Origin of the sequence: Lacrimispora sp. (genome assembly GCF_036758025.1) — a bacterium.
Lineage (GTDB): Bacteria > Bacillota > Clostridia > Lachnospirales > Lachnospiraceae > Lacrimispora.
This window is the reverse complement of sequence record NZ_DAIOXM010000027.1, coordinates 18117-33534: the sequence shown is the minus strand read 5'-3', so window position 1 is coordinate 33534 and position 15418 is coordinate 18117. Positions and strand designations below refer to the sequence as shown.

General features: G+C 45.6%; 16 protein-coding genes. 13 read left to right on the top strand and 3 right to left on the bottom strand.

All coding sequences use genetic code 11. From position 1 onward, the window contains the following. Positions 1-180: 180 nt before the first annotated feature. From clpX to V7M78_RS18570, 5 genes are all read left to right on the top strand, one after another. Positions 181-1596 carry an ATP-dependent Clp protease ATP-binding subunit ClpX gene (gene clpX, locus V7M78_RS18590; protein ID WP_333651883.1) on the top strand — a complete coding sequence of 472 codons (1416 nt, stop codon included), beginning with the start codon at positions 181-183 and terminating at the stop codon, positions 1594-1596. 64 nt (positions 1597-1660) lie between these two features. Beyond that, positions 1661-2128, top strand: a complete 468-nt coding sequence (locus V7M78_RS18585) for a signal peptidase II (protein ID WP_333651861.1) — start codon at positions 1661-1663, stop codon at positions 2126-2128. Positions 2129-2366: 238 nt separating this feature from the next. After that, the gene (locus V7M78_RS18580) at positions 2367-2801 is read left to right on the top strand and encodes a MarR family winged helix-turn-helix transcriptional regulator (protein WP_333651860.1); all 435 of its coding nucleotides are present in this window, start codon (positions 2367-2369) and stop codon (positions 2799-2801) included. Then, complete coding sequence (locus V7M78_RS18575) at positions 2785-3633, top strand: pirin family protein (protein WP_333651859.1); 849 nt, start codon at positions 2785-2787, stop codon at positions 3631-3633. Before V7M78_RS18580 ends, V7M78_RS18575 begins: the two co-directional genes overlap by 17 nt. A 29-nt stretch (positions 3634-3662) precedes the next feature. Next, a complete protein-coding gene (locus V7M78_RS18570; RefSeq protein WP_333651858.1) occupies positions 3663-4235 on the top strand; it encodes a nitroreductase family protein in 573 nt (190 codons plus the stop codon). A gap of 46 nt (positions 4236-4281) precedes the next feature. Here V7M78_RS18570 and V7M78_RS18565 read toward each other — a convergent pair whose 3' ends face one another. Continuing rightward, entirely contained in the window at positions 4282-4641 is a 360-nt protein-coding gene (locus tag V7M78_RS18565) for a TIGR04086 family membrane protein (RefSeq protein WP_333651857.1), read from the bottom strand. A gap of 154 nt (positions 4642-4795) precedes the next feature. Here V7M78_RS18565 and scfA point away from each other — a divergent pair, with 154 nt between their 5' ends. The 4 genes from scfA to yajC all read left to right on the top strand — a co-directional run bounded on the left by scfA (position 4796) and on the right by yajC (position 7982). Then, complete coding sequence (scfA, locus tag V7M78_RS18560) at positions 4796-4942, top strand: six-cysteine ranthipeptide SCIFF (protein WP_002601553.1); 147 nt, start codon at positions 4796-4798, stop codon at positions 4940-4942. A gap of 137 nt (positions 4943-5079) precedes the next feature. Continuing rightward, entirely contained in the window at positions 5080-6474 is a 1395-nt protein-coding gene (scfB, locus tag V7M78_RS18555; protein ID WP_333651856.1) for a thioether cross-link-forming SCIFF peptide maturase, read from the top strand. Between the two features lie 38 nt (positions 6475-6512). Further along, positions 6513-7652, top strand: coding sequence for a tRNA guanosine(34) transglycosylase Tgt (gene tgt, locus V7M78_RS18550; protein ID WP_333651855.1), 1140 nt, complete (start codon positions 6513-6515; stop codon positions 7650-7652). 57 nt (positions 7653-7709) lie between these two features. After that, positions 7710-7982: a preprotein translocase subunit YajC gene (gene yajC / locus V7M78_RS18545; protein WP_333651882.1), complete on the top strand. Its 273-nt coding sequence runs from the start codon at positions 7710-7712 to the stop codon at positions 7980-7982. A gap of 64 nt (positions 7983-8046) precedes the next feature. Here yajC and V7M78_RS18540 read toward each other — a convergent pair whose 3' ends face one another. Then, positions 8047-9861 carry a sigma-54-dependent transcriptional regulator gene (locus V7M78_RS18540; protein WP_333651854.1) on the bottom strand — a complete coding sequence of 605 codons (1815 nt, stop codon included), beginning with the start codon at positions 9859-9861 and terminating at the stop codon, positions 8047-8049. Positions 9862-10062: 201 nt separating this feature from the next. On the opposite strand from V7M78_RS18540, the gene larA reads away from it, so the two are divergent. Genes larA through V7M78_RS18525 form a run of 3 tightly spaced genes read left to right on the top strand, consistent with a single transcriptional unit; the run spans position 10063 to position 13492 of the window. Beyond that, positions 10063-11340 (top strand): nickel-dependent lactate racemase, encoded by a 1278-nt coding sequence (gene larA, locus V7M78_RS18535; protein ID WP_333651881.1) that lies wholly within the window; start codon positions 10063-10065, stop codon positions 11338-11340. Positions 11341-11354: 14 nt separating this feature from the next. Further along, entirely contained in the window at positions 11355-12482 is a 1128-nt protein-coding gene (locus V7M78_RS18530; RefSeq protein WP_333651853.1) for a glycerate kinase family protein, read from the top strand. 11 nt (positions 12483-12493) lie between these two features. After that, positions 12494-13492, top strand: coding sequence for a 2-keto-3-deoxygluconate permease (locus tag V7M78_RS18525; RefSeq protein WP_333651852.1), 999 nt, complete (start codon positions 12494-12496; stop codon positions 13490-13492). 117 nt (positions 13493-13609) lie between these two features. Here V7M78_RS18525 and ymfI read toward each other — a convergent pair whose 3' ends face one another. Beyond that, positions 13610-14341: an elongation factor P 5-aminopentanone reductase gene (gene ymfI, locus V7M78_RS18520; RefSeq protein WP_333651851.1), complete on the bottom strand. Its 732-nt coding sequence runs from the start codon at positions 14339-14341 to the stop codon at positions 13610-13612. A gap of 148 nt (positions 14342-14489) precedes the next feature. Between ymfI and trxB the strand changes: the two genes are divergently transcribed. Then, on the top strand, positions 14490-15410 hold the full coding sequence (gene trxB / locus V7M78_RS18515) for a thioredoxin-disulfide reductase (protein ID WP_333651850.1): 921 nt from the start codon (positions 14490-14492) through the stop codon (positions 15408-15410). The last annotated feature ends 8 nt before the right edge of the window (positions 15411-15418 follow it).

Sequence of the window (15418 nt, the reverse complement as noted above, 5' to 3'; positions counted from 1 at the left end):
CAGGCTTTTTTTGGAGGTTTATGTTAATCTTGGGCCAGGAATGAAGTGTAACCCAGTACTGATTAAAAAAGTCTAAAGTGCCTGGCAATACTTGTACAAGGCTCTTAAATGAATTATAATAGTCTGGTACACAGTTGATTATGATACACAAAAGGAGATTACAGTTTGGACGATAAATATATTTCGTCTGAGGAGGAAGAAAGCAAAGCAGCTTCCGTCTCAGACGGTGATAAAAAGAAAAAAGAAGATGAGGAATACGAAAAAGTCTGCTACGTCTGCCGGAGACCGGAGCATGTGGCAGGCCCCATGGTTTCCATGCCGGTGGGCATGAATTTATGCCATGACTGTATGCAGAAGGCTTTTGATTCCGTAAGCCAGGGAGGATTTGATTTATCCAAGATCCAGAACATGCCTTACATGAATTTAAACTTAAGTGACTTAGGGAACTTAAACCCTCAGGATATAGAGATACCAAACAGACAGAAGATCAAAAAGAGAACGGCCAAGGAACCAAAGCCTGAGCTGGACCGGAAGGATATACCTGCCCCCCATATCATCAAGCAGAAGCTGGATGATTATATCATTGGCCAGGAACAGGCAAAAAAAGTGATTTCCGTAGCAGTTTATAATCATTATAAAAGGGTTTACCTTTCTGCCGGCCAGAAGGAAGCAGAAGGAGATGTACAGATTGAAAAATCCAACATCCTGATGATCGGTCCCACAGGCAGCGGAAAGACCTATCTGGTAAAAACCCTGGCAAAGCTTTTAGACGTACCTCTGGCTATCGCCGATGCCACCTCCCTAACAGAGGCAGGCTACATAGGCGATGATATTGAAAGCGTCATATCCAAGCTTTTATCCGCAGCAGGCAATGATGTGGATAAGGCGGAGCGGGGCATTGTATTCATCGATGAAATCGATAAGATTGCCAAGAAAAAGAGCACCAGCAGCAGGGATGTGAGCGGGGAGTCGGTCCAGCAGGAGCTTTTAAAGCTTCTGGAGGGCAGCACAGTAGAGGTGCCCGTAGGCTCCAATCAGAAAAACGCATTAACCCCCATGACCTCTGTCAGTACAGAAAACATCCTGTTCATCTGCGGCGGTGCCTTCCCTGATATGGAAGACATTATAAAGGAAAGGCTGAAGGAAAAGTCCTCCATGGGCTTTTCTGCAGAGCTAAAGGATGAGCATGAGAAGGATTCTAATATCCTGACAAAGGTGACCAACGAAGATTTGAGAAAGTTCGGCATGATTCCTGAGTTTTTAGGCCGTCTTCCCATAACCGTAACCCTGGAGTCTTTAGGCAGGGATTTGATGATCCGGGTCTTAAAAGAGCCGAAGAACGCCATTTTAAAGCAGTATAAAAAGCTTTTGGAGCTGGATGAGGTCAACCTGGTATTTGAGGATGATGCCCTGGAGTGGATCGCAGAGGAGGCTCTTAAGAAAAAGACGGGAGCCAGAGCTTTACGGGCCATTATCGAAAGTTTTATGCTGGATATTATGTATGAGATTCCCAAGGATGCCAATATCGGTTCGGTGGTTATAACGAGAGCTTACCTTGATAAAAACGGAGGTCCTTTTATTCAAATGCGAGGCTGATTGCCAATGTAAAGGATAAAAGTAAGGGTAAGGTGGAGATAATAGAAACAAAAGGAGGGATTTTATGATATATATGGGTCTTACTGCATTGCTGGCAGCCCTGGATCTTATTATAAAAAATGCCATTGAGGAACAAGATGAAGATAATTTTCCAAAAGAGCTGGAGGGGAGCAAGGGAAAGATTCTGCTTCATAAAAGCCACAATGCCGGTTTTCCTTTTGGCTATTTAAAAGAAAAACAATCTCTTGTACAAATGCTTCCTCTTGCAGTGGCTTCCTTTGTGGCAGGAATACAGGTCTGTCTGCTTCAAGGAAAAGGAAGACATGCAGAAAAGCTGGCTCTGTCCCTTGTTTTGGGCGGTGCTGCCAGCAATTTATATGACAGGCTGGTTCGCAGCTATGTGGTAGATTATTTCAGCCTCCAGTTTGGAAGGCTGAAAAAGGTTATATTTAACTTAGGAGATATCTTTATCTTTCTGGGAGCTGCCATTTTTGCAGCAGTGGAAGTAATCCGGGCATTTAAAGATCGATAAAATCAGGCGGCGTAGGCAGACTATGCTGCCTGATTTTTTATAAATAAAAAGGTGATTTCTCCGCAGAAGAGGAGTATACCAGATTTTATTAAAGCGGCTTCGGGACGGTCATGGGATGGATGTCCCCTTTACTGAGATACAAACACATACAAATAAAAAACTTAAATAATAAAAATTGTTGCAAATTATCTCTACATAGTGTAATATATATCTATGTAGAGATAATGAAGGAGGAGAGATGGCAAAGAAGGAGCTTAAGATATTAATTGGCCTCCATCGGGCTGTCAATTACATTGACCGGCAGTCGGTTCGAATTTTCTCAGAGTACCAGCTTACTATGGGACAATTTGCAGTGCTGGAGGCATTGTACCACAAAGGAGATATGACTGTGGGCCAGGTCCAGGAAAAGATACTGAGTTCCAGTGGAACCATTCCTCTTATTGTAAATAATCTTGAAAAAAGAGGATACCTGGTAAGAAAAACAGACAGCAATGACAAAAGGCGATGCATTTTGCACATTACAGAACAGGGGCAGGAGCTGATTGGTCAGGTCTATCCCCGGAATGAGGCCAGGATTATAGAGTTAATGTCCGGTTGGACAGAAGAAGAAAAAGAACAGTTGGCTGCTTTATTAAAAAAATTTGGAGAGATAAAACATGGAGAGGACAATTAAGAGACAGGTAAAAGGTTTTAAAACCCAGGACGGTGCAGGTGTGAATCTGGTCAGAGTATTAGGTCATAAAACCGTGGAAGAGTACGATCCTATTCTCATGCTGGATTCCTTTGACAGCACCAACCCCGACGATTACGTTGCCGGCTTCCCCTTACACCCTCATAGAGGAATTGAAACCATCAGCTATGTATATCGGGGAACCATGGTCCATAAGGACAGTCTGGGAAATGAAGATTCCATTTCCGATGGAGAGGTTCAGTGGATGACAGCAGGTTCCGGCATCCTTCATGAAGAGAAGCTGCCGCCCTCAGAGCGAATGCTTGGAGTCCAGCTTTGGCTGAATCTGCCGGCAAAGGATAAGATGACTGCCCCTTCTTACCACAGTATTAAGAACGCCGATATAGAAGAAATCCATTTTGAAAACGGAAAATTAAGGCTTCTTGCCGGACAATATAAAGAGAGCAAAGGATATGAAAGCAAATATCTGCCTCTTGACTACTACGACATCCACTTGGAGCCTGGTGCCTCCATTGTGATTGATACGGACCCTAAGCGGTCAGTTATGATTTTCACCTTATTGGGAGAAGCTATTGTTGGAGGGACACTGGTGGAAGAAAAGACAGCAGCAAAACTTACATCAGGCAGCCAGGTAGAGATAAAAAGCAGTGGTGCCCATACTCAGGTGCTGTTTGTCAGCTCAAAGCTGTTGGAAGAGCCTGTTGCATGGGGCGGTCCCATTGTTATGAACACGAAGGCAGAATTGCAGAAAGCATTTCAGGATCTGGAGCAGGGGACATTTCTGCAGAAAGAAATTTCATATGAAGACAAATAAAACTTTGAAATGATCAGGAGGATTTTTATATGGGAATAATAGAAGCGTTAGAAAAGAGAAGAAGCTATTATAATATTAACAGGGAACTTCCCGTTTCCATGGAAGAAGTGACAAAGAGAATTGAAACACTGACGGAGCTGGTGCCCGACGCATTTAACATGAAAAGCTCCCGCCTTGTGGTGGCCTTGGGAGAAAAACAGGATTTGTTATGGGATTCCATTTACGAGGTTTTCGGCGGTCAGATTCCTAAGGACAAAACTGACAGCTTTAAGGCAGGGGCAGGAACCGTTCTTTATTTCTATGACCAGGCAGTGGTAAAAGGCCTTCAGGACCAGTTCCCCCTGTATGCAGGTAATTTCCCGGTCTGGGCCCTTCAGGCCAATGCCATGCTGCAGATCAGCATTTGGAGCGGACTGCGGGAACTGGGAATCGGCGCTTCCCTGCAGCATTACAACCCGGTGATTGACCAGAAGATCCGGGAACTGTTTGACGTTCCGGAAAGCTATCAGCTCATCGCCCAGATGCCCTTTGGAGGCATTGTGGAAGAGCCGGGACCAAAGGAGAAAGAAGACATTTCTAAACGGGTCCGTATTGTGAAATAAATCAGAAAAGCAAGCGTACAATGGATCAGTACGCTTGCTTTTTCCTTTAACTGAGCATTCCCCCCGCCGTTCCGCTGGCAGCGCAGATGGCCATGGTGGTCAATATCTGGTTCACAGACCCGGTCAGCCCTTTGTTGAGGAAATAGGAAACACCTAAGAGCACCAGGAAGTAAGTAAGCCCCAGCAGAAGACCCCAGAAGAACCGTCTTTGCCGTATGCTTTTTCCCATTAAGATGCCGCCTAAAAGGCAGGTGATCACATAAACCGCATTGACTCCCAAGCGGATCTGACCTTCCTTCAAACGGAATCTATAAAGTGCGAAGGCCAGGACCACCAGCAGAATTCCGGTCAGTATGTAAGTGATGAGCAGGTTTCTGAGTGTGACCTGAAGCTTTGATTTTTCCATCCGATTACTCCTTATATCTTGTCTTATGGTTCAGTATATTCTATGGTATGGGAGGATATTCTAATCATTCCTATGAGAGGGGGAAATATCTTGCGCTGACCGAAAACATATGGTATAATCTCAAAGAATCAGGACATACAGGAGGTGTAAGTACATGAAACACGTGAAGACATTAAATTCCAGTACATTAAAAGAATCTATGAAAAAAGGCGGCTGCGGCGAATGCCAGACTTCCTGCCAGTCAGCCTGCAAAACATCCTGTACAGTAGGAAACCAGAGCTGCGAAAACAGCAACCGTTAGTTTAATTGAAGCAGCGGAGCGGATTGCAGATATCCGCTTGACAAACTGTATAGAACAACTGAAAGCAGGTAAGCAGATGCCCCTACGGTCCTATGACGGTAGGGGTTATTCGCTTGTCATCGTAAAGGAGAATATAAGTGATTCATCAATATATGAACAATGGCTTCCATATCGTTATGGATGTCAACAGCGGTTCCGTCCACTCTGTAGACCCGGTTATGTATGAGGCCGTAGAGATCGCCTCTGCCATGGTGCCGGATATGGAAGAGCCGGAAGCCCTTAAAAAAGAAGTGGAGGAAGCAGTCCTTGACCGTCTTTCTCCCAAGTACGGAGAGTCAGAGGTAAGGGAAGCCTTAGAGGAAATCCAGTACTTGATCCAGGCAGGAGAGCTGTTTACAAAAGATACCTACCACGATTATATCATCGATTTCAAAAAACGGGAAACCGTGGTAAAGGCCCTCTGCCTCCACATTGCCCATGACTGTAACTTAGCCTGCCGCTACTGCTTTGCAGAAGAAGGAGAGTACCACGGCAGAAGAGCCCTCATGTCCTTTGAAGTGGGCAAAAAGGCTCTCGATTTTCTCATTGCCAATTCCGGCAACAGAAGAAACCTGGAAGTGGACTTTTTCGGCGGTGAGCCTCTTATGAATTGGGAGGTAGTAAAGCAGCTTGTTGCATACGGACGCTCTAAAGAGGCAGAATATAATAAGAACTTCCGTTTCACCATGACCACCAACGGCGTACTGCTCAATGACGAGATCATGGAGTTCTGCAACCGGGAAATGAGCAATGTGGTCTTAAGTCTTGACGGCAGAAAAGAAGTCAACGACAAGATGCGCCCCTTCCGCAACGGAAAAGGCAGCTATGACCTGATCGTTCCCAAGTTCCAGAAATTTGCCGAGTTAAGAGAAGGGAAAGACCACTACATCAGAGGAACCTTTACCCGAAACAACATGGACTTTGCAAAGGATGTTCTGGAGTTTGCAGACTTAGGTTTTTCCAGCATGTCCATTGAGCCTGTTGTAGCCCAGCCTGAAGAGGAATACGCCATCAGGGAAGAAGACCTTTCCCGCATCATGGATGAGTACGACAAGCTGGCAGTGGAATACATCAAGCGCCAGAAGGAAGGAAAAGGCTTTAATTTCTTCCATTTTAATATTGACTTGACCCAAGGCCCCTGTGTGGCAAAGCGTTTGTCAGGCTGCGGTTCAGGAACCGAATACCTGGCTGTGACTCCATGGGGTGATTTATACCCATGCCACCAGTTCGTAGGCGAGGAAGAATTCCTTATGGGAAATGTGGACACAGGCGTCACCAAGACAGACTTAAGAGACGAATTCAAGCTCTGCAACGTCTATGCAAAGGATAAGTGCAGGGACTGCTTTGCAAGGTTTTACTGCAGCGGAGGATGTGCGGCCAACTCCTACAACTTCCACGGTAAGCTGACAGATGCCTATGACATTGGCTGCGAAATGCAGAAGAAACGGATTGAGTGCGCTATTATGATCAAAGCCGCTATGGCTGAGGATTGAGGCAGATTCATTAGGACGCAAAAAGAAGGGAATTGTAAATGAAATATAAAATCATTGCAAAGGATGGACGTGCAAAGCGGGCGGAGGTTACCACGGTCCATGGCACCATACAGACTCCGGTATTTATGAACGTAGGAACAGTGGCAGCCATCAAAGGGGCTGTTTCCACCGACGATCTGCGCCAGATCAAAACCCAGGTACAGCTTTCCAACACCTATCATCTTCATGTGCGTACCGGGGATAAGCTGATCAGGGAATTTGGCGGCCTTCATAAATTTATGAACTGGGACCGTCCCATTCTCACCGACTCAGGAGGCTTTCAGGTCTTTTCCCTGACAGGCCTGAGAAAGATCAAGGAGGAGGGCGTTTACTTCCAGTCCCATATAGACGGACATAAGATTTTCATGGGTCCTGAGGAGAGCATGCAGATTCAGTCCAACCTGGCTTCCACCATAGCCATGGCATTTGACGAATGTCCCCCTCACCCGGCCACCAGGGAATACATGCAAAACAGCGTGGACCGCACCACCAGATGGCTGGAGCGGAGCAAGGCTGAGATGGCAAGGCTCAACTCCCTGCCTGAGACCTTAAACCGGGAACAGCTTTTATTCGGCATCAATCAGGGCGGAACCTTTGAAGACATTCGGATCGCCCATGCAAAGACCATATCAGCTATGGATTTAGACGGATATGCCCTGGGCGGACTGGCCGTAGGGGAAAGCCATGAGGAGATGTACCGGATTTTAGATGAAACCGTTCCTTATCTGCCGGAGGAGAAGCCCACCTATTTGATGGGAGTGGGAACCCCTGCCAATATATTGGAGGCAGTGGACCGGGGAGTGGACTTCTTTGACTGCGTCTATCCTTCCAGAAACGGCCGTCACGGTCATGTATATACCAATCAGGGAAAGTTAAATTTATTCAACACCAAGTATGAACTGGACCACAAGCCTATTGAAGAAGGATGTCAGTGCCCGGCCTGCCGTTCCTACAGCAGAGCCTATATCAGACACCTTTTAAAGGCAAAAGAAATGCTTGGCATGAGATTATGTGTCTTGCATAATCTGTATTTTTATAATACAATGATGGAAGAGATCCGCGAGGCAATTGAGAACCATCGGTATGGAGAATATAAAGAGCAAAAGCTGGCAGGCATGGCAGCAGGCTCCAGGCCATAAAGGGCGGATTGATTATAAGGAGGACATGTTATGTTATCAGCAGTAAACAGCGGCAATATGGGCATAGGTTTCTGGGTAATTTATATCGTAGTGATCTTTGGCTTCATGTATTTTATCGCAATCAGACCGCAGAAAAAGGAAAAGAAGAAACAGCAGGAGATGTTTGCAAGCATCGCCATCGGAGACAGCGTTCTGACTTCCAGCGGTTTTTACGGTGTGATCATCGACATGACAGATGACACAGTTATTGTTGAATTCGGTAATAATAAGAACTGCAGAATTCCTATGCAGAAATCTGCCATTGTTCAGGTAGAAAAACCAGGAGCTTAAGAAAACAGGCAGGGCTGCCGCAAAAAGAAGATCAATCTTTTTGCAGCAGCCCTTTTTATGTCCTTTACTTATCATGATTTAAATACCGCCATAAAGTGGTTCTTCCGATGCCCAATTTTTTTGCGGCAGCGCTCTGATTTCCATTGCACTTGTCCAACGTGTATTCCACAATATCCCTTATAATAAAATGCAGGGGCTGGCTCAAATTTACAGGGCTTATGCTTTCGGACTTTTGTCCCGCCATAGGAATATCGCTTTCAAGACTCTTTGAAATAACAAACCTGGCTTCCTGTTCCAGAACCTGGCTCACCACTTCCGGAGTCACGTGGCTTGTGCCGGTTAAGGTGACGATCTCTTTCAGCACTCTTTGAAACTGTATGATATTAAAGGGCCAGTCATAGGCTAAAAGAAGCTCCATGGCAGGAGGCTGAATGCTGGCCACCTGTTTTCCCAGCTGCTGATTGAGCGTGTTCAGATATAAGGTGGCAGAAGAGGGGATATCCCTTTCCTGTTCCCGCAAAGACGGCATATGGAGCACATAGGCGTTAAGCAGGTTTGTAAAACGCATGGCAATGTGTGGAATGTGCTGTTTGTATCCGCTGGAACAGGATAAAATAAGCCTGTTTCGCAGATGAAGGTTTGTATCTGTCATAATGGACAGCAGATGGTGCTGCTTGGCCTCATCAAGACTTTCTATATTGCTGATATATATGGTATTCTTGTTCTCCATAAAGGGAGAATTATAATTGGAAACCAGGTAATTCCAGTTTCTGTCATTTAACAGGGAACAATCGATGGTAAACAGCGGATTGTTTTTATCCTGGCCTTTGGAATATAAAAGCATGGCCGCCTTGTTTTTTCCAGTGCCGATTTCACCTGTAATCATAACGGGAGTGTTTGTTTCGTTGATCTGAGCCAGTTTGCTTTGCAGCTCCTTTGAAGCATTTGTAGTGCTGTAAAAGCTGGAACTGTAAATTTCCTCTGCCTTGATCCGGTTTAATATCTTGATGCCGTATTTGGAATAGGTCATGGGGATGCCGGTTGGGTTGATATGACAGATATAGTACGGATTTTTCTCCTCCCCATAATAATGGCAGTGAACGGAATAAACAGTGCCTCTGGCATTGATAAAAAAGTCGGCATTTACGCAAGGAGAAGCATCTATTGCCTTATATATTTTCTGGAGAATGGACTCAGAGTCAGGCTGGGCATTGAAAGAAAATAAAAGCTTCTTTTTCGTATCAAAAACAACCGTATATGTTTCCGTGCTGGAAACTGTTTTTTTCAGAACTGAAATCTGTTCCAAATACTGTGCCTCATTTATATAATGCTTTACTGCATGGTCAATGGCAGTGTTCAGGCTGTCAATTCCCGTAGTCAATAGAATGGGAGTGATTCCCATAAGATTTGCATAAGGATAAGGAACCGTATCGCATACGATGGTTTCATATCCTTTTTCCTTTACCCCCTTTAACAGCTCCTTTACATTATCCGCAGAATGGACAGGGATAATTTCAATGGAGTATTCCATAAGCTCGCAAAGTGATTTTGCAATGGAGGTTAAGCCGTGGAAGCCTATGATGGAAAACGGGTTTCCCGTCGCTTTTGCCTGGCGGATACAGTGAAGCACATCATAATAGGAAATCCCAATATCAATAACAGGAAGGTGGGTTACGCTCCTGATCATATCGGCAGTATTTGCACGTGACAGGATGATATCGTATTCCTGTCCCATGGCCTGTACAATCTTTTTTCCTTCCTCCAGGTTGCCTTTTACGGCGGTAAGCTGGATATCATCTCTTTTGGAGGCCGCCTGCTCCATTAATACTTTCAAGCCCTCGTAAGGGGCAATGCCCAGAATTTTTATTTTACGGTTCATAAATTTCTCCAATAGTTCTCTGATGTAATTTTGTTTCAATATGAAACTAATTATAACATAGAGAAAACGGGTATGCATTAAGAATCAGCCTGTTTCCTATAATTGTTTCGATGTGAAACAAAAACTTAAAGCTAAAAAGTTGAAAGCCACCAGATTAATAGATAGAATTGTTTTAAAATGAAACGAAAAGGAGACTGTATGATGAAAACATTTCACTTACCCTATGGAAAGGAAACCATAGAAGCCAATATTGAGGAGGAGCACTTAGCCGGGGTCCTGGTATCCAGTCTGCATCAATATAAAGCGGAAAAGAGCCAGGAGGACCTTGTACAGGAATCCCTGGAAAATCCCATAGGGACTCCCAGGCTGAAAGATATGGTGACGGGTAAGAAAAAGGTGGTTATTATTTCTTCTGATCATACCAGGCCGGTTCCCAGCAAAGTGATTATGCCCCTTTTGCTGAAAGAAGTCCGTGAAGGAAATAAAGATGCGGATATTACCATACTGATTTCCACAGGCCTGCACAGGGGAACAACAAAGGATGAACTGGTAGAAAAATTCGGTGAAGATATTGTGGACCGGGAAAAGATTGTAATTCACGACTGCGATGATAAAGAAAACCTTGTTTTCTTTGGAAAACTGCCTTCCGGAGGAAATTTTTCCATTAACCGGATTGCAGCAGAAGCAGACCTGCTCATTGGAGAAGGATTTATTGAGCCTCATTTCTTTGCCGGATTTTCAGGCGGAAGAAAGAGCGTTCTTCCTGGAGTGGCAAGCCGTGAAACCGTTATGTACAATCACAATTCTGCCTTTATTGCCAGCAGGTATGCAAGAACCGGTGTGATCGAGGGCAATCTCATACACAATGATATGCTTTACGGAGCCAGAGCCGCACGGCTTGACTTTATCGTCAATGTAGTCATTGATGCGGAGCATAAGGTGATAAAATGCGTCTCCGGTGACTGCGACCTGGCCCACCGGGAAGGCCGCGGGTTTTTAAACAGCATGTGCCGGATCGATGCCGTTCCTTCTGATATCGTCATATCCACCAATGGAGGCTATCCCCTTGACCAGAATATTTACCAGGCAGTAAAGGGAATGACTGCGGCTGAAGCCACCGTAAAAGAGGGCGGGGTAATTATTATGGTTGCCAAATCAGTGGACGGCCACGGCGGAGAGGTCTTTTACGAAACCTTCCGGGATGAAAAAGATTTAAATAAGATGATGAAGGTATTTATTGACAGAAAGGCAGAAGAAACCATACCTGATCAATGGCAGTCCCAGATTTTTGCCAGAGTGCTGTTAAAGGCCCGTGTGATCTATGTTTCCGATGCTCCCGATGACATGGTCCGTGATCTGCATATGACACCGGCCCACAGTATGGAGGAGGCCATGGAAATGGCAAAAGAAATGGTGAAAAAAGAAGATTATCAGGTTACCGTGATTCCCGATGGAGTATCAGTCATTGTTATTGAATAAGCAGGAGGGCAAATATGAAATTTATTCTGATACCTGATTCCTTTAAAGGAACCTTAAGTTCCGGGGAAATATGTAATATCATAAAAGAGAAAATCAGCGTTCATTTTCCTGGCAGCGAAGTGGCAGCCATACCGGTGGCAGACGGCGGAGAGGGAAGCGTAGATGCCTTTATCACGGCTGTGGGGGGCAGGAAAAAAACAGTCACTGTCAAAAATCCTTATTTTGAGGATATGGATGCCTACTATGGAATGCTTTCCGATGGGGAAACTGCTGTTGTGGAAATGGCCTCCTGTGCGGGCCTTCCTCTTGTGGAAGACAGAAAAAATCCGAAGCTCACCACCACCTATGGGGTAGGCCAGCTGATTCTTGCGGCAGCAGAGGATGGCGCAAAGAAAATAATCATAGGCCTGGGTGGCTCCTGTACCAATGACGGAGGCTGCGGGGCAGCGGCAGCAGTTGGTGTTAAGTTTTATAATGACAGGGCTGAGACATTTATTCCCACCGGCGGAACCTTAAGCGCCATTTCCAGGATTTCCATGGATGAAATCAATCCCATTTTACAGGAAGTGGAAATTGTGACAATGTGCGACATCGACAACTCCATGTACGGTGAAACAGGAGCTGCCTACATATTCGGACCCCAAAAGGGTGCCGGCGAAGAGATGGTAAGAGAACTGGATCAGGGGCTTAAGTCCTTAAGCGCTGTAATAGAAAGCACCACAGGAAAAGATGTCAGTAAAATCCCAGGATCAGGTGCGGCCGGGGCAATGGGGGCAGGCATGGTGGCATTTTTTCATTCTGAGCTGCAGATGGGAATTGAAACCGTATTGGATACCGTCAAATTTGATGAAATCTTAAGTCAGGATTCTTACGTCATCACAGGAGAAGGAAAGCTGGATTCCCAAAGTCTCAGAGGAAAAGTGGTGATCGGCATTGCCGGAAGAACGAAAAAACACAATGTTCCTTTGATTGCCATTGTGGGAGGAGCAGAAGATGGGGAAATTGCCAGAGCATATGAGATGGGAGTGACGGCGGTCTTTCCTATAAACCGGCTTCCTCAGGACTTCTCAGTCAGCAGTAAGTTTTCGAGAGAAAATCTGGGTTACACGGTGGATAATGTTTTGAGACTATTAAAAGTGTAAGGAGAAGGGATATGAATATATTAAAGACAGTAAAGAAATTGCCGGGCGGGTTAATGGTAGTGCCCTTGCTATTAGGCGCAATTATCAACACATTTTTCGGAAAAAGCATATTAGGCATGACTGAAACCGGAGTGTGGGACTGGTTTGGGGGAACCTTTACGGAAAATCTTTTTAAGACAGGGGCAATGCCCATATTAGCGGTGTTTTTATTCTGCAATGCTACCACCATTGACTTTAAAAAAGCCGGTGTGCCCTTGTACAAGGGAGTGGTACTGACTGCCACCAAAGTGCTGACAGGAATTGTAATCGGCATTGTAATCGGCAGGGTTTTTGGCCCTAACGGTATTTTAGGTCTGGCTCCCCTTGCAATTGTTGGAGCGATTTCCAATTCAAACGGAGGATTATATGCCGCTCTTGCAGGTGAATACGGAGATGCAACAGATGTAGGAGCCGTCTCCATCCTGTCCATCAACGACGGTCCCTTCTTTACTATGGTGGCCTTAGGTGCAGCAGGCGTTGCCACAATTCCCATTACAGTACTGATCGGCTGTCTGATTCCCATTATTATAGGCTGCATTCTGGGAAACCTGGATGAAGAGATCAGGAAATTCTGTGAACCGGGAGCTACTATGATGATTCCTTTTTTTGCATTTCCTCTGGGAGCAGGACTGCATCTTTCCAATCTGTTAAAGGCAGGGATTCCCGGAATTATACTGGGGGTTGTTTGTACGCTTGTCACAGGCCTTGGAGGATATTTTGTCTACAAGCTTCTGAAAATGAAGTATCCTGAGGTGGGAGCAGGGATCGGAACGACTGCAGGCAATGCTGCGGCCACACCTGCGGCTGTCGCGACGGCTGACCCTTCCCTGGCAGCAGTGGCAGGAATTGCAACGGTACAGATTACGGCAGCCATCATTGTAACAGCCATTCTTTGTCCTTTGCTGACTTCGTATTTACATAAGGCAGAGGAGAAGAAAAGAGCTGGGGTTACTTCTTCAAAAACAGGATAAAAATAGGAAAGTGACAGGCGGGATATAATCCCCCTGTCACCTTTTTTTGCTTCATCAATGCCGGGCATGGGAAACAGTGTCCGGCATTGAACCTTTTTCATATGATTTAGTAGAGGATTAAATCCAGCCTCCGTCAAGGCCGATGATCTGTCCGGTCAGATAGGAGTTTTTATATCCAAGGTGGTAGACCAGATCAGCTACCTCTTCAGCCTTGCCAAGCCGTCCAGCAGGAATTCCGTCAATGAGGGAAATCAGCTCATCTTCCTCTAAAAACCGGTTCATTTCCGTATCAATGGCGCCGCAGGCAACGGCATTGACCTGGATATTGCTGGGAGCCAGTTCTTTTGCCAAAGCCTTTGTAAATGCATTGACCCCTCCCTTGGTGGCAGAATAGGCCACTTCGCAGGAAGCGCCGGACACACCCCATACAGAGGAGATATTGATGATCTTTCCCTGCTGCTTTTCTATCATTCCGGGGATGGCAAGCTTGCAGCAGTTGAATACGGAAGTTAAGTTGGTGCGGATAATCCGGTCCCAGGCATCGTCCTTCATATCCTGTAACAAACCGATGTAGGAAATTCCTGCATTGTTGACCAGGACATCCAGCGTGCCGAACTGCTTTCGGATCTGTTCAAAGAGTGCCTGGCACTGGTTCATGTCTCCCATATCTCCCATGTGGGCCAGACAGGATATCTGATAGGATTCCAGCTCCTTTTTCGTCTGCAGAAGGCGGTCTTCACTGTGGAGACAGTTGATGACCACATGATATCCCTTCTTTGCGAACTTAACAGCAATGGCTTTTCCGATTCCTCTGGATGCGCCGGTTATAAGTACTGTTTTTTTAGCCATAAAATCACCCTTTCCGTCAATAATTGATACCCTTATTTTATCAAATCAAGGGGAAGAATGCAATGGAACCTTGCATAGTTGAAGGGTGATGAGATATAATGAGGATAGAAGACCCAATATCAATATAAAAGAGAGAAGGTAGACGACTATGAATAAAATGTATGATGTTGTGATTATCGGCTCCGGTCCGGCCGGACTGACTGCCGCTGTTTATGGAAAGAGAGCGGAGCTTAATATGGTAGTAATTGAAAAGGAGCTTGCCAGCGGCGGCCAGGTTCTCAACACTTATGAAGTGGATAATTATCCCGGCTTACCGGGAATTAACGGATATGACCTGGGAATGAAGTTTCGGGAACACGCAGAGAAGCTGGGCGCAGAATTTGTCACAGATGAGGTGCTTCGGATTGAAACCTCTGAAAATGGATTTACCGTAGTGGGAGAAGAAAAGATATATCCCACCAAAACAGTCATCATTGCTACCGGTGCCCACCACCGGAAACTGAGTGTCATAGGAGAAGAAGAGCTTGCAGGCATGGGCGTTTCCTACTGTGCCACCTGTGACGGAGCATTTTTCCGCAACAAGGTAGCAGCCGTGGTAGGCGGCGGAGATGTTGCCATTGAGGATGCGATTTTCTTAGCCAGAATGTGCAAGAAGGTGTACTTAATTCATAGGAGAAACCAGTTACGAGGTGCAAAGACCCTGCAGACCCAGTTGTTTAATCAGGAAAATGTGGAAATTCTCTGGGATACGATTGTGGAAGAGATTGAAGGCGGTGATCAGGTAGAATCCCTGACTATAAAGAATTCAAAGACAGAGGAGACTCAGAAGCTGGCCGTAGACGGAGTGTTCATTGCAGTGGGAATCAATCCCCAGAGCAAGGCCTTTGATAACCTGGTGGAAATGGATCACGGATACATCAGGGCAGGAGAGGACTGCGAGACCAATATTCCGGGAATATTCGCAGCCGGCGATGTGCGCACCAAGCAGCTTAGACAGATTTCAACAGCAGTATCCGACGGAGCCAATGCCATTACCAGCGTAGAACGGTATCTGACAGGCAGCCATTGAAGAAAATA

What these genes read in the sequence shown, in the direction of transcription:
- V7M78_RS18585 (WP_333651861.1), top strand. Translation starts at nt 1,661, where the DNA reads ATGATATATATGGGTCTTACTGCATTGCTGGCAGCCCTGGATCTTATT.
- V7M78_RS18580 (WP_333651860.1), top strand. Translation starts at nt 2,367, where the DNA reads ATGGCAAAGAAGGAGCTTAAGATATTAATTGGCCTCCATCGGGCTGTC.
- V7M78_RS18575 (WP_333651859.1), top strand. Translation starts at nt 2,785, where the DNA reads ATGGAGAGGACAATTAAGAGACAGGTAAAAGGTTTTAAAACCCAGGAC.
- V7M78_RS18570 (WP_333651858.1), top strand. Translation starts at nt 3,663, where the DNA reads ATGGGAATAATAGAAGCGTTAGAAAAGAGAAGAAGCTATTATAATATT.
- V7M78_RS18565 (WP_333651857.1), bottom strand. Translation starts at nt 4,641, where the DNA reads ATGGAAAAATCAAAGCTTCAGGTCACACTCAGAAACCTGCTCATCACT.
- scfA (WP_002601553.1), top strand. Translation starts at nt 4,796, where the DNA reads ATGAAACACGTGAAGACATTAAATTCCAGTACATTAAAAGAATCTATG.
- tgt (WP_333651855.1), top strand. Translation starts at nt 6,513, where the DNA reads ATGAAATATAAAATCATTGCAAAGGATGGACGTGCAAAGCGGGCGGAG.
- yajC (WP_333651882.1), top strand. Translation starts at nt 7,710, where the DNA reads ATGGGCATAGGTTTCTGGGTAATTTATATCGTAGTGATCTTTGGCTTC.
- V7M78_RS18540 (WP_333651854.1), bottom strand. Translation starts at nt 9,861, where the DNA reads ATGAACCGTAAAATAAAAATTCTGGGCATTGCCCCTTACGAGGGCTTG.
- larA (WP_333651881.1), top strand. Translation starts at nt 10,063, where the DNA reads ATGAAAACATTTCACTTACCCTATGGAAAGGAAACCATAGAAGCCAAT.
- V7M78_RS18530 (WP_333651853.1), top strand. Translation starts at nt 11,355, where the DNA reads ATGAAATTTATTCTGATACCTGATTCCTTTAAAGGAACCTTAAGTTCC.
- V7M78_RS18525 (WP_333651852.1), top strand. Translation starts at nt 12,494, where the DNA reads ATGAATATATTAAAGACAGTAAAGAAATTGCCGGGCGGGTTAATGGTA.
- ymfI (WP_333651851.1), bottom strand. Translation starts at nt 14,341, where the DNA reads ATGGCTAAAAAAACAGTACTTATAACCGGCGCATCCAGAGGAATCGGA.
- trxB (WP_333651850.1), top strand. Translation starts at nt 14,490, where the DNA reads ATGAATAAAATGTATGATGTTGTGATTATCGGCTCCGGTCCGGCCGGA.